The organism is Rhodococcus sp. IEGM 1307, assembly GCF_030056915.1.
Taxonomy (GTDB): domain Bacteria; phylum Actinomycetota; class Actinomycetes; order Mycobacteriales; family Mycobacteriaceae; genus Rhodococcus_F; species Rhodococcus_F opacus_D.
The window spans coordinates 194971-218626 of record NZ_JASHKW010000006.1 but is presented as its reverse complement, the minus strand read 5'-3'; the positions used below and the strand labels follow the sequence as shown (position 1 = coordinate 218626).

18 protein-coding genes and 6 pseudogenes are annotated in these 23656 nt (G+C 66.3%); 15 read left to right on the top strand and 9 right to left on the bottom strand.

All coding sequences use genetic code 11. The features are described 5' to 3' along the window. Positions 1–31: 31 nt before the first annotated feature. The 3 genes from QM841_RS13920 to QM841_RS13910 all read right to left on the bottom strand — a co-directional run bounded on the left by QM841_RS13920 (position 32) and on the right by QM841_RS13910 (position 2856). On the bottom strand, positions 32–1762 hold the full coding sequence (locus QM841_RS13920) for a sensor histidine kinase (protein WP_283332425.1): 1731 nt from the start codon (positions 1760–1762) through the stop codon (positions 32–34). Between the two features lie 60 nt (positions 1763–1822). Beyond that, positions 1823–2470: a response regulator transcription factor gene (locus QM841_RS13915; RefSeq protein WP_283332424.1), complete on the bottom strand. Its 648-nt coding sequence runs from the start codon at positions 2468–2470 to the stop codon at positions 1823–1825. 98 nt (positions 2471–2568) lie between these two features. Beyond that, positions 2569–2856 (bottom strand): hypothetical protein, encoded by a 288-nt coding sequence (locus QM841_RS13910; RefSeq protein ID WP_280783210.1) that lies wholly within the window; start codon positions 2854–2856, stop codon positions 2569–2571. 324 nt (positions 2857–3180) lie between these two features. Between QM841_RS13910 and QM841_RS13905 the strand changes: the two are divergent. Continuing rightward, positions 3181–3557 (top strand): annotated as a pseudogene (locus tag QM841_RS13905) (Rv1733c family protein). Positions 3558–3599: 42 nt separating this feature from the next. Here the strand turns inward: QM841_RS13905 and otsB are convergent. From otsB to QM841_RS13890, 3 genes and pseudogenes are all read right to left on the bottom strand, one after another. After that, positions 3600–7303: pseudogene (gene otsB, locus QM841_RS13900) on the bottom strand (trehalose-phosphatase). A 90-nt stretch (positions 7304–7393) separates the two neighbouring features. Then, positions 7394–7927, bottom strand: coding sequence for a flavodoxin family protein (locus QM841_RS13895; RefSeq protein WP_280783212.1), 534 nt, complete (start codon positions 7925–7927; stop codon positions 7394–7396). A gap of 372 nt (positions 7928–8299) precedes the next feature. Next, positions 8300–8926: pseudogene (locus QM841_RS13890) on the bottom strand (serine hydrolase domain-containing protein); the annotation flags it as partial. Positions 8927–9103: 177 nt separating this feature from the next. On the opposite strand from QM841_RS13890, the gene QM841_RS13885 reads away from it, so the two are divergent. The 7 genes and pseudogenes from QM841_RS13885 (at position 9104) to QM841_RS13855 (ending at position 14748) form a co-directional block, all read left to right on the top strand. Further along, positions 9104–9358, top strand: a complete 255-nt coding sequence (locus QM841_RS13885) for an SHOCT domain-containing protein (protein ID WP_164063258.1) — start codon at positions 9104–9106, stop codon at positions 9356–9358. Between the two features lie 202 nt (positions 9359–9560). Then, on the top strand, positions 9561–10982 hold the full coding sequence (locus QM841_RS13880; RefSeq protein ID WP_283332422.1) for a wax ester/triacylglycerol synthase domain-containing protein: 1422 nt from the start codon (positions 9561–9563) through the stop codon (positions 10980–10982). A 69-nt stretch (positions 10983–11051) separates the two neighbouring features. Continuing rightward, positions 11052–11339 carry a DUF1876 domain-containing protein gene (locus QM841_RS13875; protein WP_280783214.1) on the top strand — a complete coding sequence of 96 codons (288 nt, stop codon included), beginning with the start codon at positions 11052–11054 and terminating at the stop codon, positions 11337–11339. A 34-nt stretch (positions 11340–11373) separates the two neighbouring features. After that, positions 11374–12530, top strand: a pseudogene (locus QM841_RS13870) (4Fe-4S dicluster domain-containing protein). Between the two features lie 208 nt (positions 12531–12738). Beyond that, positions 12739–13020 (top strand): annotated as a pseudogene (locus QM841_RS13865) (NADH-quinone oxidoreductase subunit B family protein); the annotation flags it as partial. After that, positions 13004–14295, top strand: a pseudogene (locus tag QM841_RS13860) (Ni/Fe hydrogenase subunit alpha). The pseudogenes QM841_RS13865 and QM841_RS13860, both read left to right, overlap by 17 nt. Before the next feature lie 198 nt (positions 14296–14493). Beyond that, a complete protein-coding gene (locus QM841_RS13855) occupies positions 14494–14748 on the top strand; it encodes a hypothetical protein (protein ID WP_283332421.1) in 255 nt (84 codons plus the stop codon). 25 nt (positions 14749–14773) lie between these two features. Here QM841_RS13855 and QM841_RS13850 read toward each other — a convergent pair whose 3' ends face one another. After that, complete coding sequence (locus tag QM841_RS13850; RefSeq protein ID WP_283332420.1) at positions 14774–15787, bottom strand: Acg family FMN-binding oxidoreductase; 1014 nt, start codon at positions 15785–15787, stop codon at positions 14774–14776. A 205-nt stretch (positions 15788–15992) separates the two neighbouring features. On the opposite strand from QM841_RS13850, the gene QM841_RS13845 reads away from it, so the two are divergent. The 7 genes from QM841_RS13845 (at position 15993) to QM841_RS13815 (ending at position 22229) form a co-directional block, all read left to right on the top strand. Continuing rightward, the gene (locus tag QM841_RS13845; RefSeq protein ID WP_283332419.1) at positions 15993–16559 is read left to right on the top strand and encodes a universal stress protein; all 567 of its coding nucleotides are present in this window, start codon (positions 15993–15995) and stop codon (positions 16557–16559) included. After that, positions 16450–16815, top strand: coding sequence for a universal stress protein (locus QM841_RS13840; RefSeq protein WP_283332418.1), 366 nt, complete (start codon positions 16450–16452; stop codon positions 16813–16815). The genes QM841_RS13845 and QM841_RS13840 overlap by 110 nt, the downstream gene beginning before the upstream one ends. A gap of 104 nt (positions 16816–16919) precedes the next feature. After that, the gene (locus QM841_RS13835) at positions 16920–17936 is read left to right on the top strand and encodes an Acg family FMN-binding oxidoreductase (protein ID WP_280783222.1); all 1017 of its coding nucleotides are present in this window, start codon (positions 16920–16922) and stop codon (positions 17934–17936) included. A gap of 13 nt (positions 17937–17949) precedes the next feature. Continuing rightward, positions 17950–18768, top strand: coding sequence for a universal stress protein (locus QM841_RS13830; RefSeq protein WP_283332548.1), 819 nt, complete (start codon positions 17950–17952; stop codon positions 18766–18768). A 65-nt stretch (positions 18769–18833) separates the two neighbouring features. After that, entirely contained in the window at positions 18834–19433 is a 600-nt protein-coding gene (locus tag QM841_RS13825) for an Rv1733c family protein (RefSeq protein ID WP_283332417.1), read from the top strand. Between the two features lie 61 nt (positions 19434–19494). After that, positions 19495–20922 carry a wax ester/triacylglycerol synthase family O-acyltransferase gene (locus QM841_RS13820; protein WP_283332416.1) on the top strand — a complete coding sequence of 476 codons (1428 nt, stop codon included), beginning with the start codon at positions 19495–19497 and terminating at the stop codon, positions 20920–20922. After that, entirely contained in the window at positions 20919–22229 is a 1311-nt protein-coding gene (locus tag QM841_RS13815) for a wax ester/triacylglycerol synthase domain-containing protein (RefSeq protein WP_283332415.1), read from the top strand. Before QM841_RS13820 ends, QM841_RS13815 begins: the two co-directional genes overlap by 4 nt. A gap of 253 nt (positions 22230–22482) precedes the next feature. Here the strand turns inward: QM841_RS13815 and QM841_RS13810 are convergent, their stop codons facing one another. Then, positions 22483–22710, bottom strand: a complete 228-nt coding sequence (locus tag QM841_RS13810) for a hypothetical protein (RefSeq protein ID WP_283332414.1) — start codon at positions 22708–22710, stop codon at positions 22483–22485. A 232-nt stretch (positions 22711–22942) separates the two neighbouring features. After that, positions 22943–23560, bottom strand: coding sequence for a recombinase family protein (locus tag QM841_RS13805; RefSeq protein WP_283332413.1), 618 nt, complete (start codon positions 23558–23560; stop codon positions 22943–22945). Positions 23561–23656: the final 96 nt, after the last annotated feature.

The window sequence follows — 23656 nt, the reverse complement described above, 5'->3', positions numbered from 1 at the left end:
ACCTTCGTGGGCGGGGCGAGCCGATCCCGGCTCACGGCAGCGGAGCCGACCACCGGAGAGTGGTTCCGCCACCGAGGGTTGTGTCGATGGTGAAGTGCCCGTTCACTTCCCGCGCCCGGGCAGCCAGGTTTTCCAACCCACTGGTGACGACGTTCTCCACGAAACCTTTGCCGTCGTCCGCGACCTCGATGGCGAGATCGTCGTAGACGGAGATGCTGACCGTGACCGTGTCGGCTCCTGCATGCCGTACCGCGTTGCTCAACGCCTCACGCAGGACAGCCTCGGCATGTTCGCCGAGCGCGGCGTCGATGACGGACAGTGGCCCGGACATGTGCACGGTCGTGCGTAGCCCGGAATCCGCGGTGGTCTCGGCGACGATCTCGTGCAACCGCCGCCGCAACTGGGTCATACCACCCGAACCGCCGTGAAGGTCGAAGATGGCGGTACGGATATCACGCACGATGTCGTGAAGGTCGTCGATCGACTGTTCGAGTCGCTCCTTGACGATCGGAGCCTTCGCCCTCTGCAAGGTGCTCTGCATTGACAGGCCAACCGCGAAGAGTCGCTGGATGACGTGGTCGTGGAGGTCCCGCGCGATCCGATCGCGATCGGACAGGACATCGAGCTCACGCATTCGGCGTTGACTGTTGGCGAGCTGCAGCGCGACCGCCGCCTGATCTGCGAACCCCGACATCAACGCCAATTGGTCGTCCGTGAACGGCGACGCGTCGACGTGACGGAGCGTCACCAGAACCCCTGCCACCGATTGCGCGGCGCGCAGGGGCAGCGCCAGCGCCGGGCCGAACCGGGTTCCGGTCTCGAACCCAGGATCGAAGGCCAGCGCGGTGACCCGAAGCGGTGTCCGCTCGCGGAATGCCTCACCGGAAGTGGATTTCTCGATCGGGATAGTCCGGCCGATGATGCGATCCGACACCGTGCCGGCCGACGCCGTGACCACGAGTTCGGTGACCTCGTCCGACGGGATGTCGGGATCGTCCGGCACAGCAAGGAAAGCACTGTCGGCGCCGGTGAGGGCAAGCGCGTCGTCGGCGATCACCCGCAGCACTTCCGCCGTCTCGCTGCCCGCGAGTAGTTCGGTCGCTATCTCACGTGTCGCCTCGAGCCAGGCTTGCCTCGTCCGGGACTCCTCGTACAGGCGGGCGTTCTCGATGGCGATCCCGGCGGCGGCCGCGAGTGCGCGGAGAAGAACCTCGTCGTCCTCGGTGAACTGTGCACCGTTCGCCTTCTCGGTGAGATACAGATTCCCGAACACCTCGTCTCGGATCTGAATGGGCACTCCCAGAAAGGTTTTCATCGGCGGATGGTGGTCGGGGAATCCTACCGAGGCAGAGTGATGTGACAGGTCCTCCAACCGGACCGGCTTCGGATTGGTGATGAGGAACCCGAGGACCCCGTGACCCCGGGGCAGGTCGCCGATACGTTCGCGTGTCTCCTCGTCGATGCCCTCGAAGACGAACTCACTCAAGCCCTCACCCGGGGCGAGCACCCCCAGCGCGCCGTAGCGGGCATCCACGAGATTGATCGCGGCATGGACGATGGTGCGAAGCGTGTCGTCGAGGTCGAGTCCTGACGTGACCGCGAGCATCGCCTCGAGCAGCCCGTCGACGTGATCTCGGGCATCGACGATCTGCGCGATGCGTTCCTGCACCTCGGTCAGGAGCTCACGGAGCCGCAGCTCGGACAGGCTACCGAGTAGCGGACCCCGGTCGCGCTCATCCGGTTGACGGGTCACGAGACGCATTCTCCCACGTAGTGGCGTTGCCGCATGACGGAACCGCTACTGGACTCAGGGCTTCGCCCGTCAGGTGCCGGACGGTCTCGACGGCATCTTCGTGGCAAGTACCGCTGCCTGAGTCCTGCGCTCCACCCCCAGTTTGGTCAGCAGCCTGGACACGTAATTCTTGACGGTTTTCTCGGCAAGGAACATCCGCGCAGCAATCTGACGGTTCGTCAGCCCCTCACCGAGCAGGGCGAGGAGTGTCCGTTCCTGATTGGTCAGATGCCCAAAGATTCCTTCCTTCTCACTGGCGTTCGCGCGGACCTTCACCATCAGAGCAGCGGCGGCGCGACTGTCGAGGAGCGACTTGCCGGCCCCGACGTCGTGGACCGCCTGGGTCAGTTCCATACCCCGGATGTCCTTCACGACGTATCCACTGGCCCCGGCGAGAATCGCGTCGAGCATCGCCTGGTCGTCCGTGAACGAAGTGAGGATGAGGCAATGCAATTCCGGCATCAGTGAGTGCAGTTCGCGGCACAGTTCGATTCCATTGCCGTCGGGGAGTCTTACGTCGAGGACTGCAACGTCCGGTTTCAGTGCGGGCACTCGTGCCATCGCCTGAGAGTAGGAGGCGGCTTCACCGACGACGGTCAGGTCGGGGTCGGCGGTGAGGAGGTCCGCGATTCCGCGCCGGACGACCTCGTGATCGTCCACGAGAAAGACGTTGATCATGCGGCAACCTCCAGTCTTGCTGTGTGATCGCTCCGGAAAATCAGACTACGCCGAGATCAGCAGGCATCCGAAGCGTCCCACTCGAGGGCCTCCGGCGGTTATCGAGCAGCTGGACGAACCTGGCTCGCCCCATGCCGGCGTGGCCGGTGGGGCATCAACATCGCCGCCGCCAGACCGACGGTGGCGATGAGTGTCGCGGCAGCGCCGACTCCGACGAGGGGGGTTGCGAGCCAGGCGCCGAGCAGGACGACCAGGCCTGCGGCCGCTGCCCCTGACACCACTGAGAGCGCGAAGCCGGCGGGATGCACGTACAGAAACTCCTCAGGTTCGTCGTCTCGGCGGTGACGATCGTCGCGCGGCGATGCGGTGGCGTGGCCTTCGAACATGATGTTCCTCGTTCCCTCGCCGACGGGTGGTTCCGATGTCGTGCGCCGGCTCTTCTGCAACGGTGCGATAACGGCGCGCTCGATTCCAGGGCCGAAAGTCACTCTTCTCGGGTTTTCGCGGGAGAACTGCGCGGCAATTGTGGCTCTCGGCCACTCTTCCGAGGCCGGTCCGGCCCCTGTCATCCCTGCAAATGACCTTGGGCCCTAGCCGCTCACCTCGTGCGCGCAAGGCTCGAAAACAGGAGGACGGTCCGAGGAGGCTGTGATGATCCTGATCAGGCACTGCCCTGGTGGCGCCTGGCGCCCTGGAGCCGAAATCCCCTCATGCGTGCCACGGACCGATGCGACTCCGTCGTCGCGGCCGTCCTGATCACATTCATCCTGATCGTGGTTCCGTTCGGTGGACGGCACCGGACGGCACCCTGCGCTCGACCGCCGTGGAAACCAGACCCGGCACGCACAGCGGCGACACGGTCACCGTAGGGGTGGACACAAACGGCAACGTCGTCGCCGAGCCCCGTTCTCGAGTGCAGAACGCGGCGATCGCCGTGAGCGCGGCACTGTCGGTCTGGGCGGCCGCGGCGGTCGGCTCCCTCCTGCTGTACTCGGGGGTGCGCTGGACGAACGGCCGACGCCGGATGCGCCAGTGGGATCGAGAGTGGAACGATCGCGGCCGCACACCCGGATGGCCGGTCAGCTGACCGTGGGAGGCGCCGGTCGTGGACGGGCAGCGCCGACGGTGGCTAGCCCAGACTGACCGTGCACCCCGGCTCCAGTCGGACCACCTGGTCACGACACGAGATCTCGATCGCGCGTTGATTTCCGGCGCCCGCACTGACCTGAACGCGGCGACCGCTGATGGTCAGCCACAACTGATGTCCGCGATAGACGATCGGGAATTCGAGCGCACCGAGCGTTCTCGGCCATTCCGGGCTGAAAACGAGGCGATCACCACGAGTTTCAAGTCCCGTGAAGCAGCGCTGAAGCAGGTCGATACTCCCCGCCATGGCTGCCAAGTGGATCCCCTCGGAGGTCGTACCTCCCTGGATGTCAGTGATGTCGGATGCAAGCACCCTGTCGAAGAACTCCATGGCCTTGTCGCGATTGGCGCGGGCCAGCACCCAGGAATGCACCACCGCGCTGAGTGTGGAACCGTGCGAGGTCCGGGCGATGTAGTAGTCGATGGTGCGCGGTATCGCCTCCGGTTCGAGCTGATATCCGAGTCGTTCGAACAGATCACGCAGTTCGTCGGCGGACAGCAGATAGAACAGCATCAACACGTCGGCCTGCTTCGATGCCCGGTACCGGTTGACGTCGTCCCCCTCCGCCTCGAGGGTGCGGTCGAGCCGTTGAATGTCGGTGTACCGCTCCCGGTAGCCGGCCCAGTTCAGTTCCGCCAGCGCCTCGTAGCCCTCGAACTGACTGATGACCCGATCGTGGAAGGGAACGAACATGCGGCGGCTCACGTCCGCCCACCGGGCCATCTCGCTCACGTCCAAGCTCAGGGAGTCGACGAGATCGGACCGGTCCGGGGCCGGAATCACATCGAGCGCCTCTCTCGCCCGGAGGATCACCCACACGGCCATGACGTTGGTATATGCGTTGTTGTCGACTCCCTCGTGCGGAGCCTCGGGGTAGCCGGAATGAAACTCGTCCGGTCCCATGACCCCGCGGATCGTGTAGCGCCCCCGGGCGCCTCGTAGGAGGCGAGGCCTGCGAAGAATCGGGCGATCTCCACCAGCATCTCGGCGCCGAAATCACTGAGAGACTCGAGGTCCCCGGTGACCTGGTAGTAGTGCCACACGTTGTAGGCGATCGCGATGCCGATGTGGTGTTGGCGCCAACTCGGGTCTGGGAGCCAACGACCGGACCGCGGGTTGAGATGCAGTTGCTGGCTTTCCTCCCGGCCGTCGCTGCCCGACTGCCACGGGAACATCGCGCCGCGATATCCGGCCGCCCGCGCGGCCCGGCGGGCCTCCGGCAAACGACGGTACCGGTAGCGCAGCAACGACCGGGTCAAGATCGGCACCCGCAGATTCAGGCACCGGACTCTCGGTGTGTGCGGATGTGGTAGTCGCCACCTCCGTGTCAGTGCTGGCCGCCGGACCGGGAAGACGAACAACTCGTCCCAGAAGACGTGGCCCCGATACGCCTCACCGTGCAACCCCCGGGCGGGCACACCGACGTCGAGGTCGGCGGTGTTCGGCGACACCGTCTGCAGGAGTTGCATCTGATGGAGCCGGGCGATGCGCAGACCGTCCCGGTAGTCGCCGAGGGTGATCCCGATACGGTCCCACAGGTGCTCCCAGGCCAGCACGTGACCGTCCAGCACTTCCTCGAACCCGCCGATCGACGGCACCCAGCGGGCCGCTTCGTCGGCCGGCTCGGACAATGCGTGATCGCGCCCCGTGAACACCGTCACCATCTTCTCGAACGTCACGGATTCACCCTCGGTGAGGTCGACCGTGATGTCGTGGCCGATGCGGCCGTCGCGATTGTGCAGACGGTAGGTGCACTCACGGTGTCGGTCGCGGGGCAACAGCGTGGTTCGTGCCGCCATGGCCACCGGTATGCGCGATTGAGTGGTCTGCATCGCCAGCAGGACGGAGTCCGCCGACAGCGGGCCCGAATGGAGTAGTACGAGATGATCGGCGGCGAGATCCCGGTACCGCTCGACGAGGGTGTTGCGAACCGCACGATTTAACGCCGAACGCAATTCGACCGAGCCGGACCTGTTCTCGGCGATGATCGTCGTCTGCAGCGCGCACACGTGGGGGAGGTGCATGGCGACGAATCGCCGCTGGATAACCGACGTCGTTCGCCCGGTCTCGTCGCGGTACCGGAACCGGCGGGTGAGTACGGCGCGACGCAGATCGAGGTACTGGCGGTACTCGAGCAGGTCGACGGCGTCGACGTCGAACCACGGCCCGCCCTCGATACGAAAGGTCGTCGTCAGCCAGTTCGGCGCGTTCACCATGCTTTCGTTCACGATCTCCATCCCGGCCCGCTCGTCGCGCAAGCGGTTGTACACACCCGCGAGATACGTGCCCGGGTAGTGGACCGGGCCGGCGGTTGCTTCGGGTGCGCACCCGCGAGTGGCGAAGTAGCCGTTCCCCAGAGTGCAGACGGCCTCCCGTAGCTTCTCGGTCGGGGGTTCATAGCCGTCGAAGAACAGCATCCATGCATCGGCCGCAGACGCGGTCTCGGGGTCGCGGCCGAGACGATCCGCCAGCCGCTGCAGCAGTACGCGGACCTGAACTGGATCGGTCACGGCGAAGCGTGCCGCAGACCGTCGATCCCCGACCTCACTGCTGCGGACGACGATCCCCACCCCGTTCGCCGTCACGGCGTCGAATGCGTCCTCGTCGGTGAAGTCGTCGCCGACGTAGATCGGCAGTAGGGATCTCGCGTCGTGGATGTGCTCGAGGACCCAGTTCAGTGCGCGTCCCTTGTCCCAATCGACGTCGGGACGGAGTTCGACGACCTTGCGACCCCCGGTGACTCTGAGCCGGACCTCCCCGGACGTGGCGACATCGTGGACCGTGGCAACGACCTCGTCTATCCGATCGGCGGCAACGTTGCGATAGTGCACGGCGACGGTGTACTTCTTGGGCTCGATCAACACGCCCGGCACGCCACGGAGGCGGTCGGTGAGGGCGCGGGTGGCGTGATGCAGCACCGGTACCGCGGCGAGAGCGTCGGGATTCTGGTAGTACTGCCCCTGCGGTCCGGCCAATTCGAACCCGTGGCTGCCCGCATACCAGATCTCCGCCATACCGACCCGTGTCTGCACGTCCGCGAGGTCGCGTCCGCTGATCACGGCCACCGGACACTTGCGTGTCAATCGGGCCAACTCGGCGGCCACACCGTCGACCAGGACGGCCTTCGCAGGATCGGACACGATATTCGCGAGGGTGCCGTCGAAGTCGAGAAACACTGCGGGCCTGCGGACACGGAGGACGGCGGGGAGTTCGTGCCGAGAGGTCAGAGCGTCCGGAATTTCGGATAGCCGGAGATCGCCTGCACGGAACGGGATCTCGGAGGGGTCGACGACGACGATATCTGCTCCGCATCTTCTCAAGTCGTCGGCGCGGTGGTCGTGACCGACCCCGATGACGAGTGCGAAGCCGCCACGCGTGGCCGCGGCAGCCGTTTCTCCGGAGGCCGTGACGACCACCGCACCGCCCGGCCGCGTCCCCAGCCGGTCGGCGGCGTCGACCGGTGAGGCGCCGTCGACCCGTACGGGAAACACGTCGGCGATTCTCGCGGCGTCGAGCACCGGTCGAACGTCGCGATCGGTCGAGAAGACCGCCGTCGCCACCCCGAGACTCTGCAACTGACGGACGAGTGCTCTCGTGGTGTCGGCCCGCGCGGACTCGGCCATCACGACGTCGAGGTCGAAGAGCACCGCATCGTGCCGTCGCAGATCGATCGCAGCGTGTGACATGGGCTCAGCCCCCGGGTGGTGGACGCATGTCAACTGCTTTCCGAACTGCCGCGACGTCGGTATGCCCAGATTACGTCGGAAGCACGATGATCAGGCGCGACCGGAAGTGACCTGCTGGGCGAGTGTCCGACCCCACTGCTCGGCGCGTGTCTCCTCACCTTCCTCGAGCCGCGATTCCTTGTCGACGAGGAAACTCTCGGATTCGGCGACGAGATCGAACCCGTGCCGGCGTAGCTTTCGGCCGATACCCTTCGATGCTCGTCCGGTCAGGAGGGCAGGGCCGTCGGCGCGAGTGTCGAACGCCACCGCCTTCCCGTGGGTCGGGGGGAGCCCGTCGAGCCATTCGCGGAGGCCCTCGCTTTCCGCGTCAGGTTCCAGTGCCACAGTGCTGTCGGGTTTGTGCGCTGTCACGGCGGCTCCGTGGCGGGTCGACTCGCGACTCATCCCGTGGACATGCGTCGGGCCGCCGACCATCACGAGATCGTAGCCGGACAAGTCTTCGTCACCGGCTCGGGCGACCGGGACTGCTGTGACGGTTCCCGTGGACTCGAGACCTCGGGCGATCGCCTCTGCGACGTGCCGGGTATTTCCGAACATCGATTCGTAGACCACGAGTGCTCGCATGTCGACTCCTTCTGCAGTTGGTGGGCTCGATCCCGGCGCTCGGTGCCCGAGCATGTTCTGGCCGACGGTTCTCGTCGATGGGTGTGCACCGGACATCACACGCGCCCACCAGTCCGCCAGTGGGCTCGGGTCGGGCCAGTCGATTCGGTCGTCTGGTGTCCGGCGCTGGTGAGCGCGTGTGTCTCGGTGTCGACTGATCTTCCGGTCGACGATGGTGCCGTGGGGATTCATGACGAACTCCGGGGTGTCGTGTCACTTCGGATTCAACCAACGATGTCGTCCACCGAGTAGGGTCAACCGTCACTTTCCGGACTGTGCCAGGCGGCCAAGCGTCGAGCCTGCCGCATTGCAGCCAGATGACCTACGCCCCTGGCCCCTCCGGCATGCCGCGTGTGCGATGTTTCGCAGCACGGGCAGGCACGATAGGGCGAAGGACACGGTCTCCCAGGGGCACCCCGAAGGGAGTGATGCGCGGGAAGGACTTCGCGATGCGGTGACGTTCCTCCGCGGGAACCTGAAACCAGAACTCCCGGATTCCGAGGGGTTCGGCGATCTCGGCGCGGACGAGGTCGGTGAACGACGAGCCGGTCGCCCGAGTGGTGAGTTCCGCGACCAGTGATCCGAACGTGACGGCGTGATAGCCCGGCATGACGGCTCAGCGACGATCCGGCGCCGCGGATGCGAGTGCGCCGACGACGCTGTCGTGATCGAACAGCGCCGAGGGTCCCGGTGCCAGTCCGCGCACGCGGCGCAGACCGGCCTGGTGCGTCAACAGCTCCCGCACCGTCACCAACTCCTTGCCGGCACTCGCGAACTCGGGCCAATACGTGGCGACGGGCGTCGTAGTCGATCAGTCCGCGGTCCACCAGCCCGGTGGAGCACCGTGCTCGCAACTCCCTTGCCCGTGGAGAAGGACACCGACACGGTGTCGGATTGCCAGCGGGTGTCGCGCGCGGCCCATCCCGACCAGATGTCGACCACGGGCTCACCGTGCAGGTACGCCACCGCCATCACTTGTATACAACGCCGGATACGGCGCGCTGATTCCGCCGGAGCGAAACCACCGGAAACGGCCGAAAGACCCTGTGAACCACCCCTCGCACGGTTGGACACTGGTAGTACGGCGGGCCGACCCGGACACACACCGCCGAACAGACCGTAGGAGGCCGCCCCGTGATGTACGACGATGATTTCGGCGGTTGGGGGTATGCACTGATGTTCACCGGTATGGCGCTTTTCTGGGGGCTGCTGATCGTGGGGATCATCCTGCTGATCCGTTATGTGAGTCACCCGTTCCCGGCACCGCCCGGTGGGTCGCCGCCGCTTCGCAGTGCTGAGGCGGTCCTTGCCGAGCGGTTCGCGCGCGGCGAGATCGACGAGCAGGAATACCGGAGTCGCCTGACCATTCTGCGCGCCGGGACGACACCCTGACACGAGCGCACGGCGAAGGAGGTGACCGTGATGGATGCGATGCAGATGTTCCACATGTTCATGATGTGGCTGCACAGCACGGGTGTTCTGCCACCCATGCCCATGATGCCGATGTGACCCGTGGCCGCCGGGAACCCCAAGGGACCGGGCCCCGGCGGGACACACCGAAGACGACCGACCGCAGACCCAATCGACGAGCGAGTTGACCGACGTGAGCACGACGAATCAGCGCTACATGACCCAGACGGACTTCATGTCGTGGCGGATGGAGCAGGACCCGATCCTCCGGTCGACCATCGTGGCGGTCGCGCTGCTCGACCGCAGTCCGGATCAGAGCCGATTCGTCGACATGATGCGCAGGGCGGTCGACCTGGTTCCCCTCTTCCGGCGGACGGCGATCGAGGCTCCGATGGGCTTTGCGCCGCCGAGGTGGGCGGACGATCACGATTTCGATCTCAGCTGGCACCTGCGCCGCTACACCCTCCCCGAACCACGAACATGGGACGGGGTTCTCGACTTCGCCCGGACCGCCGAGATGACCGCCTTCGACAAGCGCCGTCCGCTGTGGGAGTTCACCGTTCTCGACGGACTCCACGACGGCAGGTCCGCCCTCGTGATGAAGGTGCATCACTCTCTCACCGACGGTGTCAGTGGAATGCAGATTGCCCGGGAGATCGTGGATTTCACCCGCGACGGCGGGCCGCGGCCGGACCGGACCGACCATCGGACGGCCGCGCCGAACGGTGAATCGCCCACTCCGCCGGGCCGCCTCTCCTGGTACCGGAACACGGCCGCCGACGTGGCCCGCCGGGCATCGAACGCGCTGGGCCGCAACAGTGTTCGACTGGTCCGGACTCCGAGGGCCACCTGGCGCGATGCAGCCGCACTAGCCGGCTCCACACTGCGCCTCACGCGTCCCGTGGTGTCCACGCTGTCCCCGGTGATGTCGAAACGCAGCACGCGGCGTCACTGTGCGGTGCTCGACGTGCCGGTGGAGGCGCTCGCTCAGGCGGCCGCGGCGGGTGCCGGTTCGATCAACGACGCGTTTCTGGCTGCTGTCCTGCTGGGAATGGCGAAGTACCACCGACTGCACGGCGCCGAGATCAGCGAACTGCGGATGACGCTGCCGATCAGCCTGCGTGCCGAGACGGACCAGGTGGGAGGCAACCGCATCACCCTGGCACGTTTTGCACTACCCACCGACATCGACGACCCCGCCGAGTTGATGCGCCGGGTGCACGCCACGGTGGATGCCTGGCGCCACGAGTCCGCGATTCCGCTGTCACCGACGATCGCCGGCGCCTTGAACCTGCTTCCAGCCTCGACACTCGGAAACATGCTCAAACACGTCGACTTCGTCGCCTCGAACGTCGTCGGATCGCCGGTGCCACTGTTCGTCGCCGGGTCGGAGATTCTGCACTACTACGCGTTCAGCCCCACACTCGGATCGGCGTTCAACGTCACCTTGATGTCCTACACCTCACGATGCTGTGTCGGGATCAACGCCGACGCCGATGCCGTCCCGGATCTCGCCGCCTTGACCGATTCGATAGCCGACGGGTTTCGCGCCGTCCTCGGGCTGTGCGCGAAGACAACCGATACGAGGGTGGTCGTGGCCTCGTGATCGCGGCACACCCCATACCCGAGAACCACATCGAGGGCGCGACACCGCGTCCACACCGAACGGAGGCCGATGAACATGAACGAGAAGAAGTGGTCCGTGGAGATCGTCATCGACGAACACGACGCCGACGAGGGTGGATCCAGGACCCGGGCACAGGCCCGGCTCCGAACCCGCGATACCCACACCCTCGTCGGGGTCGGGCTCGCCCGCCGGAATCCCGCGGACACCGAGATCCCCGAGATCGGGGACGAACTGGCCACGGCACGTGCGTTGGCCGACCTGGCCCACCAATTGATCGAGCTCACCGCGTCCGACGTAGAAGCGGCCACGCACAGCCGCGTTCACCTCACCGAGTGACCGGACCCGCCGGTAAGGCAAAAGGAGTGAGCGCATGGATGGGCAATCGACCGTGCACACCGATGCGAGTGTTCTGAATCGCCGCGGCCTCGACCAACTGATCGAGGCCCTCCGCGCCCGCGGCTATTGCGTTGTCGGTCCCACCGTCGAGGACTCGGCCATCGTTCTCGCCGAACTCGAATCCGGCGCGCAGCTACCGTCCGGCTGGGGTGTGACAACCGGGCCCGGGACGTATCGGCTGCGTCGGCGGGACGACGCCGCGGTCTTCGGCCACTCGGCCGGCCCGCAGTCGTGGAAACGCTTCCTCCATCCGCCACGACAGCAGCAGTGGTCCGTCGACCGGGACGGTGCCTTCATCGCACCGGCACCCGACGAGTGGCCCTACGCATTCGTGGGGGTTCGAGGCTGTGATCTCGCGGCGATCGCGGTCCTGCGCCGGGTGCTGTGCCCGGACCCTGATTCCGACAGCACCACCGCCCGCAGGTTCCGGCACCTGTTCATCGTGGCCGCCCACTGCACCGAACCCGGAGGTGTGTGTTTCTGTGCCTCGATGGGGACCGGACCGGCGGCCGGCCCCGGATACGACCTGGCACTGACCGAGCGCATCGACGACAACGGTCACCGCTTCGTCGTCGAGGCCGGTACCGAATCCGGTGCCGCCGTCCTCGCCGAGGTCGACCACCACACCGCCGCGACCGCAGAGGTCGACGAGGCCCGGAACGCCGTGAGCACCGCAGCCGGCCGGATGGGACGGGCAATGCCCGAGGTGGATCTCGTGCACTGCTCCGCGACGCGCGCGGAGCCGACGTCTGGGAGGACGTTGCCAGCCGGTGCCTGACCTGCGGAAACTGTGCGATGGTATGCCCTACTTGTTTCTGCACCACCAGTGAGGACGTCACCGATCTGACCGGCGAGCACGCCGAGCGCTGGCAGCATTGGTCGTCGTGTTTCGAACCCGATTTCAGCCACGTCCACGGCGGGAACATCCGGACGTCAGGGGAGAGCCGGTACCGGCAGTGGATGTCCCACAAACTCGGCACGTGGTTCGACCAGTTCGGCAGCTCCGGGTGCGTGGGATGCGGACGGTGCATCGACTGGTGCCCAGTCGGTATCGACATCACCGAAGAGGCCGCACGGCTCGTCCAGCTCATGCCGGCGTATCGGCCGGAGGACGACCGGGAGCAACGGTGAACGCCGACGAAGCGCCGCTGCCCCCCTGCCCCCTGCCCTCGGACACAGGCACCGGCTGCGGCTCGCAGAACTCAGCACCCCGGTTCGATTCGCCGCGGGGGAATTCGTCTTCCGCGAGAACGAACCGGCGACCCGGTGCTGGCTGCTCGGCACCGGAAGTGTCGTCCTGACCACGCTGGTACCCGGCCGCGGCACCGTCGCACTCGAAACCTGCACCGAGTGCAAGCGGCGCGGACTGACGTGTGTGATGGTCGCCGACGGAACACCGTGCCTCGGCCCGGTGACCCACTCCGGGTGCGGCGCGCTGTGTCCGTCGGTCGCCCGCGGGTGCTACGGCTGCTTCGGTCCCACCACCGACCCGAATCTCGCCGCGATGAGCGGGTGGCTGCGCACGTGCGGAATGAACGAGGACGCCATAGGCCGCATCTTCGCCACGTTCAACGTAGCGGCCTACGGATCGGAAGGGCACGACCGTGGCGCCCCGGAATAGGGAACTGACCGTGCGCGCCCTCGCCAGGGTCGAGGGTGAGGGCCGGGTCGACGTAACCGTGCGCGAGGGGAGAGCCGAACGCGTCGAACTCAACATCTACGAGCCGCCCCGCTTCTTCGAATCCTTCCTCCGCGGCCGCCACTTTCTCGAACCCCCGGACATCACCTCGCGTATCTGCGGTATCTGCCCGGTCGCCTACCAGGTGAGCGCATGCAATGCCATCGAGCAGGCATGCGAACTCGAACTCGACGACGCGGTGAGGGATCTGCGGCGACTCTGTACTGCGGCGAGTGGATTGTCAGTCACGTGCTGCACATCTACTTCCTGCACGCACCCGACTTTCTGGTGTTCCCGGATTCGATTGCCCTCGCCCGGCGCGATCGGGAGGCCGTCGAGCGGGGCCTGTCGTCGAAGAAGGCCGGAAACGCGATCCTCGATGTGCTCGGTGGCAGACCGATCCACCCGGTCAACGTCCGAATCGGCGGGTTCCACCGGATGCCGACCACAGCCGAACTGATTCCCCTGTCCGACCAACTGTGCACGGCACTCGATCACGCCGTGGCAACCGTCCGATGGGTGTCGTCCTTCGACTTCCCCGACGTCGAACTCGACCACGACCTCCTCGCACTTCACGACGACTCCAGCTACGCGATCGACGACGGCGAGATCTGGTCGTCGACCGGATTACGCTGCACCGCTGACGAATTCCCGAAGCACGTGGTCGAGCGTCAGGTCCCGCACTCGACCGCGCTCCACGCCGAGCTCGACGGCCGCCGGTACCTCACCGGACCACTGGCTCGATACTCACTCAACTCGTCGCAGCTTGCCGGAGTGTCGGCGCAGACCGCCGCCGATGCCGGGCTGGGCGCGCAGTGCCGGAACCCGTACCGCAGCATCGTCGTCCGCGCCGTCGAGGTCGTCTACGCCGTCGAGGAAGCGTTGCGGATCATCGACCGATACGAGCGGCCTGCGGAGCCCTTCACCGCAGGGCCACCGATACGCACGGTCGGGCACGGGGTCAGCGAGGCACCCCGTGGACTGCTGTATCACCGATACGAGTTCGATCCCACCCGATCGATCCGCGCCGCCATCATCATTCCTCCGACCTCGCAGAATCAGGCTGCCATCGAACACGATCTACGGCGCGCGGTGGACGGAAATCTCATGCCGGCCGATGACGATCTGACAACGCTGTGCGAACGAACCATCCGCAACTACGATCCGTGCATCTCCTGCGCCACCCACTTTCTGACCCTCACGGTCGACCGCCGATGACCGTCGTGGTGATCGGGCTGGGAAACGATCTCCGCCGCGACGACGGGATCGGCCCGATCGTTGCGCGGCAGGTCGCGGCCACGTCGCCCCGGACGTGTGCGTGTCGGTATCCGATGGGGACCCGGCCACTCTGCTCGAAGCGTGGACCGGTGCGCAGTTGGCCGTCATCGTGGATGCCGTCGTCTGCGACCCGGCGCCGTGTATCAGCTCACTCCGGACGAGCTCGGCGACGTTCGGGCGGGGTCGTTCAGCACGCACGGAATCGCGCTCGACCAGACAATCCGCCTCGGCGCCGTGCTCGATCGGCTGCCCCACAGAATGATCGTCCTGGCGGTGGAGGTCGCTGATCTGGGCGGTGGCCGCGGGCTCTCACCCGCGGTGGGCCGAGCTGTCGACACGGCGGTGTCGGCGGTGCTGTCGGTGATCAGTGAGCCCTCCGACCGAATGTCCTGACCGTGCGCAGGTGTCGCCGGAATCGTCAACGAGCGGAGTGGCGGCGGCCGATCGAGAACACCGACTCGACGGGGCGTCGTGGAGTCTGCCGTGGCGGAGACTTCTTCTCAGTCGTGCCTACCCGAATCAGGGCCTGCGGGAAGCCGCGGTCGGGGAGTAGTTCGCGGATCATCTCCCGGCTCTGCCGTAGTTCGGTCGTGTGCGTCAGCGGGCAGGTCGCGAGACCGCCGACGGTAGCCTCCAGCAGCACCGCGGACAGGGCCTCACCAGCCCTGAGCCACGCATCGCGGCTGTCGGTGTCGGTGCTCAGCACGAGAACCGTCGAGCGGTCGATCTCCGCGGTCGCGTTGTTGTCGCGGCCTGTGGGAAAGCGGCGCCCGATGTCGACGCGGTCACGGTTCTCCGCGGTCGCGAGCGAATCTGCGGGTATTCCACCCTGAGGAATCGAATGACCGGCCCACCAGTGGAGCTCGGCCTGGTACGCGGAATCGTATTTCCGTGCCGCCGCAGTCAACTCCGTCGCCTTCGCAAGGGTCGGACGAGCATCCTGTCCCAGCCGTGTCAGGTGGACGTCCATGCCCCGCGCCATGTCGGTCAATGCCGTGGGCAACGGGGTCTTCACGCTGATCGGGCCGAAGGGCCTGCGGTCGGAATACCGGTGCCGGATCGCCGCGAGCAGATCGAAGTCGTGCGACTGAGGCCGGGCGTCGTGGCGGAACCGAATCGTCGCCAGGTGCCCCGAGTGCGGACCCTCCGGGACGCGCCGAATGTCGACGGACCATTTGAGCCCTGTCAATGCCGTCTGGAGATGATTCAGCGCCGCACCACAACTGACGACCAACTGTCGGCCCGACGGGTCCGTCGAGGCCAGAAGCCGCCCACGTTCGGTGTAGAGGTCGAGCTGGCCGTCGGCGTACGTCCACTGCCACGGTTGACTGTTGTGTACCGACGGTGCCCGGCAGGCGAGGTCCACGGCAATGCGAACGACGTTCTCGTCGGGAATGGTGCTGTCCACGATCGCCTCCTCGGTGAATCGCACTCCGCCCTGACCTGGGTCGGACAGTCGGTGCGTCCACCTCAGTGTTCGCCTTTCCGTGGCCCGAGGTTAGGGCCGATGGTCACTGGCGGAGACCTGTCGACGATTCGGGCCGGAAGACCCTACTGACGGGGATGCGCCCGCTGCAAACCTGGGAAGATGTCCGGCGCTATCGCCATCCGCATGGTGTGCACGCGGTGAGTCGACCGTGACCGACGCGGGGACACCTTCTCTCGCCCCGGTTGTCGTCGGAGTCGACGACTCGGCGGCAGCGAGAGCCGCTGCACACTGGGCCGCCGCGGTTGCGGAGAGGCAGGGAACAACGCTGCACCTGGTTCACGTGCTTCCCCCACACCCGGTCTTCTACACAGAACCGCGGCCCCTGCCGTCGGAAGACGAGGACCACATCGCAGGGGAAACGTTCCTGGCCGATGCGGTGCGCAGCATCAGAGCCGACCGGAGTGCCCTCGCCGTGGAGTGTTTCCTACCGGCCGGATCGACGGCGCCCTGCGCCCTGTTGCCGTTGGCGGACTCGGCGTCCATGGTGGTGATCGGGTCGACGGCACGAGGCCCGGTGGAAGGATATTTGAATGCGACGGCGTTGCGACTCGCCCATCACTCCCGGTGCCGGGTCGTGGTGCGGCCCGAAACCGAGAACGCACCGGATGAGGTCGCGGCCCGTCAACGGGAGCGTTGCGGTTCTGGCGGAAAGTCTCGCGGGACTGGCCGAACGATACCCCGACGTCGCCGTGCGAGAGATTGTCGAGTCCGGTGAAGTTGGCGAAGTATTGCTCCGCTGGTGTGTGGACGCGCAGCTTCTCGTCGCCGGAAGCCACGGGCACGGCGCGCTCGGCCGTGCGGTCCTCGGGTCGACGAGTCGGGACATGCTGCACCGGGCTCGGTGTCCGGTCATGATCAGCAAGGTTCACTGTGACACCGACACGGTCCCTGATCAGGTCGTGGAGTTCGGCGACCGCTACACCGCAAATGTGCCGGTCAGATGGTGCAACCTTCCTCGGCGGCGTCGATGACCAACGGCCCTAGAGTCACCGAGCTGCGAGCACAACACTCGAAGCCAGTACAACTCAGGAGACACGATGATCGGCGGAGCACCCACCACATTCACGGACGCACTGTGAACACGCGAGAACTGCCCGTGGTACCCGACCGACGTACGGTCGAGTCAGCTGTGGCGCTGGCGTGTCGCGCGCCGTCACTGCACAACAGCCAACCGTGGCGTTGGGTGATGGGCACTGCCCTGCGGTTGTACAGCGATCCCGACCGGCTGCTACCCGCCACCGATGGCTTCGGTCGTCAGATGGTGATCTCCTGCGGTGCGGCCTTGAATCACCTCGAGTACGCCTTCGCGGCGAATCGCTGGCGTCCTGTGATCGAACGGCTGCCGCGTTCCTCCGACCGGCAACTTCTGTCGACGATCGGCTTCGTCCCGGCTCCGACACCGACAGATTTCGTCGCCCGAATGGCGGCGGCGATCGAACGAAGGCGAACCGAACGACTGCCACTGGACGCACCGCCCGCGTGGACGGAGACACTCGAACAGCTGGTGCGAATCATTGCAGGAACAGGCGTCGAACTCGAAGACCTCGGCGAGCGAAGCCGTCCCGCACTCGAGGACGCATCACGCCGGATGACTGGTTTACGGCACGACGACCCCACCTACCAAGCCGAACTGCGGTGGTGGTCGGGGCGCGGACTGTTCCCCGACGGTGTGCCGGAACAGGCGCGCCCGTCCGACTCGCAGCAGCACTCGGTGCACCTCTCACGTGAGTTTCCACCCGGCCGCGCGAGCACACCCGACGGCGGCCCGTCGGAAGACAGCGCCGCGATCCTCCTGCTCTCCACATCCTCGGATTCGAGACTTGATTGGCTACGGAGCGGCGAAGCACTCTCCGCCGTTCTGCTCGCCTGCACGGACCGCGGACTCGCCACCTGCCCCGTCACCCATCTGACCGAACGCGCCGCGACACGGACAATGCTGCGGGAGCTGTCTTCCGGGGACGGGATGCCGCAAGTTCTGATCAGGGTGGGAGCGGGCACCGGGGTGGGGGAACCGTCGCCCACACCCAGACGCCCGTTATCGGAAGTCCTGGTTCGAGAGCGGCCTGCTCCGAGCAACCCGCCAGGTGAGTAGGGCATGCTGACTCATCCGGACGTCGCTGGATGCGGTGCGGTGGGCCGCACGTGAGGCAGAAGTGCGCGGGGCGCCGCTACTGTTGTTGTCCTGCATCACGTACCGCGGTGCACAAGATGGGCCGCGACTCGCTGAAATCCTCCACGCCCGAGCCGAGCGGGACCTTGCCGAAGCACTCGAGACCGCCCGAGCCGGATCCGCAGACTCAGACATCGACATTCGGGCCGAAGTGTCCCATCAGAACGCCCCGGGATCACTCGTCGACCGATCCGCCGGCGCAATAATGGTCGTACTCGGCAGACGCGGACTCGGCGAGTTCACTGACGGGCTGATCGGCTCCGTGACCTCGGCCGTGGCGCGTCATGCGCAGTGCCCTGTAGCAGTGATCGACGGCTGGTCGAGAGTCGCGGACGGCACGGGACCCGTCGTCGTCGGCGTCGACGGATCTCCGAGCAGTGCCCGGGCCGTCGGTCTGGCGTTCGAGGAGTGTTCCCTTCACAGCACGGAACTGATCGCACTGCACGCGTGGTCCGACCAGGACCTGTCGATACTCCCCGTCGGTGAAGAGCAGACCATGGAGCGGTCGGTGCTCGAAGCCGGCGTCGCCGAATGGTGTGAACGATTCCCCGAGGTCCGGGTGCGACAGACCCTCGTTCGGGACCGACCGGTTCGCCACCTCCTCGAAATGGCCGACGAAGCCCAGATGATCGTCGTCGGCAGCCGCGGACGGGGCGGCTTTTCCGGGATGACGCTCGGCTCGACCAGCGCAGCCTTGGTGCACATAACCCCGTGTCCCCTCCTGATCGCCGGACCGATCCGACCAGAGCGATGACCTTGGGCCCTACATCGGCATCTGTCCCGGCGCGACACTCGAAGGAGCAATCGCAGGAGGTCGCCATGATCGGGGAACAGACACTGGTATCGCGGATGTGGCGATTGGGGCCGTGGAGCGGGAACCGACTGATGCGGGGAAGCTATCGCCTCGAATCCTCGGTCTTCCTCGCCGTCGTCGCCCTGGTGCTGATCTTGGTTCCCCTCGCCGCAGCCTTCGGAACCGTTACTCACACACGCCTCGACGGCCAATCCCGCGCCGACCGCGAGAACCGGCATCAGATCGCGGCAGTGCTCCTCGAGGACCCAACTGTGAACCTGGCGGATACCACCCCGGCAACGGGTGCCACGGGGCAGGCACAGGCCCGGTGGACAGTGGATGGGACCACACGCACCGGCCAGGTACTGACCGCGCCGGAAGCGAAGGCGGGACAAACGATCAGCATGTGGATCGACCCGGCCGGCAAGATCGTCGATGCGCCGAAGACAGGCACCGAGAACGCATTCGAGGCCGTGGGCGCCGCACTCGCACTGTGGACAATGGGTGCGACGATCTGTCTCACGATGTTGATCGGAATTCGCTGGGCAGGAACGAGATACCGGATGTCACAGTGGGACCGCGAGTGGAGGAACCTCGGAAAGGCCCCCGGGTGGCCGGTCAGCTGACGCCCATTGATGTCGAACACAAGAAGACGACGACGATTTCCGAATGGTGAGGCCAGAGCCAGTGGACGACAACTTGAGCTTCCTGGACGCGGGTTTTCTCGAGACGGAGGACTCCGACCCACACGCGAGCCTGACGATCGGTGCTCTCGCCATCATGGAGGGCCCCGTTCCCGGGCAAGACGAATTTTGTGACACGGTCGCCGCACGTTTCGCGAAGCTCCCGCACGCCCGAGACAGGGTTCACACGGTCCCACTCGACTTCAGCCCACCCTCCTGGTCACCGGATCCGCATTTCGACCTCGGCCATCATCTGCGACGGGTCGCCGTCCCGGAACCAGGGGAGGAGGAGTCCCTGTTCGGTTTCGTTGCCCGGGTCATGGCGCACCGACTCGACCGTGACCGCCCCTTGTGGGAATGCTGGGTCGTCGAAGGCCTCACCGACGACCGCTGGGCCATACTGACCAAGATTCATCACTGCATGGCGGACGGGATCACCGGAACCAAATTCTTCGAGGCCATGTGCGACGAAGTCGTGGCCGAAACGTCGACGACCGCAGAGCCCGACACCGACGCCGAGCCGGTACCGACCGTCGGTACACGCCTCGAGAGCGTCGAGAGCCTGGTCCGCTCGACGATCGAGTTCCTGTCCCCGGTGCGGCAACTCCGGCTCGTCTCGGCGGCACTGGCAATTCCACGTCGGCTGACAGCCGCCGGTATCGGCGTGGCAACCGGCCTCACCCACCTGCTGTCCGAGATACTGACCTCATCCACGGACACTTCGCTGATCGGACCGATCGGTCGCCAGCGCCGCTACTGCGCCGCGCGAGTCAGGATGCATGACGTTCGCGAAATCTGCGCCACGTACCAGGTCACCGTGAACGACGTCGCACTCGCGGCGATCACCACCGGACTACGGCAGCTGCTCCTGAAACGGGGCGAGCGTCCCGAACCCCACACGGTCCGCACGCTCGTTCCCGTGTCCGTCCGCTCCGCAACCGAGGAACATGCGATCCACAATCAGGTCTCGCTCATGCTGCCCTTTCTGCCAGTCGACATCGAAGACCCGGTCGAGCAGTTGGTCGCCGTCCACGAACGCCTCACGACGCACAAGGCGAGCAAGGAAGCGGAAGGGGGCAAGGCGTTCACCGCGGTGGCCCAGTACGGACCGTTCATGCCCATGGCCTGGGCCGTTCGACTCGCCACCCGGTTTCCTCAGCACAGTGTCGTCGCCGTCGCAACCAACGTCCCCGGTCCGAAAGCCACACGACACGTGATAGGCCGCACGATCCTGGAGATCTTTCCGTACGTGCCGATCGCGCTGCGGCTGCGGATCGGGATCGCGATCCTCAGCTACAGCGACCATCTCGCCTTCGGTCTCACCGGGGACTACGACACCACACCGGACCTCACCGACCTCTCCGACTCGATAGAACGCGGTGTCCTGACCCTCCTCGCCTCGTCGCGCGCGGCTGACGCAGCCTCCGAATGACCGCCGGCGACCGTCGCGAGCAACTCTGCTCGGGCGACCTGATCACGCTCGTCTCAGACGTCGGACCGGTACCCATGAACGTCGGCGCTTTACTGTTCGTTGCCGGTGACGGTGACGTGGATGCGGCGACCGTCGAGGCCACGTTCACACGACGGCTCACCAGCATTCGGCGCCTGCAACAGCGCCTGGCCACGCCACGGCGGGGCCTGGGACGGCCGTACTGGGTCGACGACTCCGATTTCGATGTCCGCGCCCATGTGGCCCGAGTCCGGTGCCCGAGCCCGGGGGGCCATGACGCTGCGCTGGCAATCGCGGTGGACGCGGTGACCCGGCCGCTGCCCCGGTCACGACCATTGTGGCGGGCGGTCGTCGTCACCGGTCTCATCGACGATCACACCGGTCTGGTACTGGTGCTGCATCACGTCGTGGCCGACGGGATCGGTGGTCTCGCCGTGCTCACGCGCCTGGTCGACGGCGCGGACCCGGCTGAGCCGGCCGACGATACCGCGGCACCGCCTCGGGGCCGGTTCGTCGACGGCGTTTGCGAACGGTGCCGCACGCTGCGCCGAGTTCCGCGCAGGATTGCTCGTATACGAGGCGGCTGGGCCGAACTCGGTCGTGGTCGCGGCGGGTGGGCTCCGCGGTGTTCCCTGAACACTGCCACCGGTCCCCGTCGCAGGGTAGTGACCGTCGACGTCGGTCTCGACGGTGTCCGGGCAGCGGGGCGGAGGTCGGGTGCCACCGTCAACGATGTTCTGTTGGTCGCCGTCACTGGGGCATTGGCCGAACTCCTACGTGAGCGGAAGGAGTTTCCCCAGGAGTTGGTGGTTTCGGTCCCCGTCTCGGCCCGGAGTGCGACAACCAGTGGGCACCTGGGGAACCAGGTCGGCGTGATGCCCGTCCGCGTACCGCTGGTAGGAAGCTTCGAGGAACGGCTCGCCGCTGTTTCGCGCGTCACCCGCGCCCGGAAGATGCGGACCCGAGGCACATCCTCGACGCTGATCGGACCACTTTTCCGGATTCTGGCCGCCGTGCGGTTGTTTCGGTGGTTCGTCGATCGTCAGCGACTCGTCAACTCGTTCCTGACGAACCTCCCGGGTCCCCCTGGGCAACTCGTCATCGCCGGTGCACCGATCACGGGCATCACCCCGATTACCGTCACCGCGGGGAATGTCGGCGTCGCGTTCGCGGCATTGTCCTATGCGGGCACGCTGACAGTAACGATCATCGTCGACCCCGACGTCGTACCCGAGGTCCGCGAGCTCGCCGCGGCTCTGCACGAGCAATTCCGGGCCGCCATCGAGTGACGAGCTGGGTCGCGACTCAGAGAGACTCTGCCTCGTCACGAATCAGGCGCAGTACCGGCCCGCCCATCGCCTTGCCGAACGGGCCCACCACCGTCCAATACCCGCGGAAGCTCCGCCGTGCCTTGTCGTCCGTGCCGTGTACGCGCACCTCGGTGACCAGGACAGACGTGTGGGCGTCGTACGTGAGAACTGTGAAACCCCAAGCGCCGATGCCATATCCGGGAAGGGCGAACCGGCCGAAGTCTGCTGGCGACTACTCGACGCGGCCGTAGCCTTTCTCCCACCAGCGACCGATGAACCCGAGCACCATCGCGTGACCGGGCTCCGCCGCCAGGAGGTGGACCCGCCGTTCTTTGGCCGCCCACGAAACCGCCTGCAACGATGATGGTGAGCCGTCGATCCCTGCAACGATCGAACAGTGGCCGGACATGGCGCACTCCTCCGGGTTTGCTGGTGCCGAATTTTCTGCCTCGACCTTCATCGTTGCGGCCCCCGGATGACACGGGGTCGCCGTAGTATCCGCCGAAAATCGGGCGTATTTGGCGTAGCCGCTGGTCGGGGGTGACTTAGCTGGTGGGCGCATCACCGCAACGGCATCTACCTGTGCGACGCGCCGACCAGGCAGCGCGCGGCCCGGGCCATTCTGCTGGCACACCTCGAATTCGACAGCGCCGCGTTGCCGTGACCGCGGCGCGATGGGCCTCGAGGTGGAATTACGCCCGCGGTGTGGTGCCGCTGACGATACGGTGGATGGTGGAGCGACCGACGCTGTACTCGTCGGCCAGGTCCGCCAAGCTCGCGTCGTCGTCGGGGTCGTGGTACCGGCGGTGGATCGTCTTGCGTGCGGCGAGAGGCAGTTTCGGTTGCTTACCCTTGAGGCGCCCTTTCGCGCGGGCCTTCGCCATGCCCTCCCGGGTCCGCAGGTGGTTCAGGTTCGCTTCGAATTCGGCGACCATAGCCAGCGTCTGCAGGAACAGCTTGCCGAACGGGTCGTTCCAGTCGTACACCGAACTACCGAGCCCGAACAGCACTTCGCGCTCGCGTAGACCGGTCAGGATCTCGCCGGCCTCGGCCATGTTGCGCGCGAACCGGTCGAATTTCGTTGTCGTCAGCACCACCTGCCGGCCGGTGACGGCCGCGGCGGCGGAGGTGACCGCGGCGAGCGCGTTGTCCAGCCCGGCCCGGTTCTTGCGGGTCGTGCCGGAGAACCCCTTGTCGATGAAGATCCGCTCGCGCGGCACTGCGAGCGCGAGCAGCTGTTCGGTCTGGATCCCGACATCCTGTTCGTCGGTGGAGCATCGGGCATATCCGACGCGGAACGGCTCACCCATCCATCCAGCGTTCCATAGGGCGGGGGTTCACCGGAACAATACGCGGAACACTCAAACGGAACAGTGGTGAGCAGTGGTGCGATCCGCAGCGCGCGG

Coding starts and splice junctions, on each gene's coding strand:
- QM841_RS13895 (WP_280783212.1), bottom strand. CDS start 7,927: ATGCGAGCACTCGTGGTCTACGAATCGATGTTCGGAAATACCCGGCAC.
- QM841_RS13805 (WP_283332413.1), bottom strand. CDS start 23,560: ATGGGTGAGCCGTTCCGCGTCGGATATGCCCGATGCTCCACCGACGAA.
- QM841_RS13920 (WP_283332425.1), bottom strand. CDS start 1,762: ATGCGTCTCGTGACCCGTCAACCGGATGAGCGCGACCGGGGTCCGCTA.
- QM841_RS13840 (WP_283332418.1), top strand. CDS start 16,450: ATGAGGTCGCGGCCCGTCAACGGGAGCGTTGCGGTTCTGGCGGAAAGT.
- QM841_RS13815 (WP_283332415.1), top strand. CDS start 20,919: ATGACCGCCGGCGACCGTCGCGAGCAACTCTGCTCGGGCGACCTGATC.
- QM841_RS13915 (WP_283332424.1), bottom strand. CDS start 2,470: ATGATCAACGTCTTTCTCGTGGACGATCACGAGGTCGTCCGGCGCGGA.
- QM841_RS13825 (WP_283332417.1), top strand. CDS start 18,834: ATGATCGGGGAACAGACACTGGTATCGCGGATGTGGCGATTGGGGCCG.
- QM841_RS13810 (WP_283332414.1), bottom strand. CDS start 22,710: ATGAAGGTCGAGGCAGAAAATTCGGCACCAGCAAACCCGGAGGAGTGC.
- QM841_RS13885 (WP_164063258.1), top strand. CDS start 9,104: ATGTACGACGATGATTTCGGCGGTTGGGGGTATGCACTGATGTTCACC.
- QM841_RS13910 (WP_280783210.1), bottom strand. CDS start 2,856: ATGTTCGAAGGCCACGCCACCGCATCGCCGCGCGACGATCGTCACCGC.
- QM841_RS13875 (WP_280783214.1), top strand. CDS start 11,052: ATGAACATGAACGAGAAGAAGTGGTCCGTGGAGATCGTCATCGACGAA.